Annotated in this window: 1 protein-coding gene; it reads right to left on the reverse strand. The window is 68.5% G+C overall.

Annotated features, from left to right (window positions below; translation table 11 throughout):
- Nucleotides 1–31: 31 nt before the first annotated feature.
- Complete coding sequence (locus GSF22_RS33705) at nt 32–883, reverse strand: DUF559 domain-containing protein (protein ID WP_208817934.1); 852 nt, start codon at nt 881–883, stop codon at nt 32–34.
- Nucleotides 884–1,146 lie beyond the last annotated feature (263 nt).

A 1,146-nucleotide genomic window follows, 5' to 3' on the forward strand; every position in this document is an offset into this window, starting at 1 on the left:
GAGGGCGGGGCTAGGCAAAGGGCGAGGCAGGTCACGGGCAGAGGAGGGCGGCGACCGTCTGCACGACGTGTCCGGGCCGGCGGTACAGATCCCGGTCGGTGAAGTACCGGACCGCCCACCCCTGCGCGGCCAACCAGTTCATCCGCGCCCGGTCGTGTCGCAGCCGGTCCCGGTCGAGGTGACTGACCCCGTCGTACTCGATACCGACCCGGCGTTTCCGGTAGCCCAGGTCCAGGCGGTACAACGGCACCCCGGCCTCGTCCGGCACCCAGATCTGCGGCTCGGGTACCGGAAGTCCGCCATCGACAAGGACCAGCCGCAGCTGACTCTCCTGCCGGCACTCCGCCCGCCCGTCTGCATACGGCACCAACTGGCGCGCCTGGCACACACCACGCAATCCGCGATGCCGCCCCACCTCGGCCAGCAGATGGTCGGGAGTCACCAGGCCGGTGCGTAGTGCCGCGTCGAGGACGGGCAGCGCGTCGATCCGCCGTACGGTACGCGCCAGGTCGACGGCACACCGCGCGGGCGGTACGCAGGGAATCCCGTCCACCATCACAGGTTCCGGCAGGGGCAGTACCGCATGATGGACGGCGACTCCCGGCAACCGGGGACGGGCCACGGTCTGGGGCAACTGGATGTGCACGGCATCCTCGCGGAGAACGCCGAACCCCTGTCGCCGGGCCGCACTCTGCCGGGCCAGTACGGACTCTGCCGGCAACTGGAGAAAGAGTGCCCGGAGTTGGTCCTCCTCATCAGCCGGCCCGTCGGCGTAGACCCCTCGACGGATCCGCAGCAGCTCACCCCGCTCGACCCGGTGTCGAACAACCTTGCGACTCATGGCGCCGATCAGCGCGCTGCCCTGCCAGAGAGTTCTCGACATGGTCGCAGCGTGACCGTCCGGCCACAGGCAACGCGAGAGTCGGCACTCGGCCTGTGGACAACCTGGCTGGCTGTGGACAGCAACAGTTCTGGCCCCTGATCTGCTATGGCCATGGCGTGCTCGTCCACCCACCCCTCTCGGCGATCTTGCAGTTTGGGCCCGTACTTAAAGGACATAAGCCATGAATCAAGGGCCCAAACTGCAAGATCGACGTGGGAAGGGGCGGTGGGAAGGGGTGACGGGCGACGGGGTAACCCCGGCGG

Source organism: Micromonospora echinofusca, assembly GCF_017614955.1.
Taxonomy (GTDB): Bacteria; Actinomycetota; Actinomycetes; order Mycobacteriales; family Micromonosporaceae; genus Micromonospora; species Micromonospora echinofusca_A.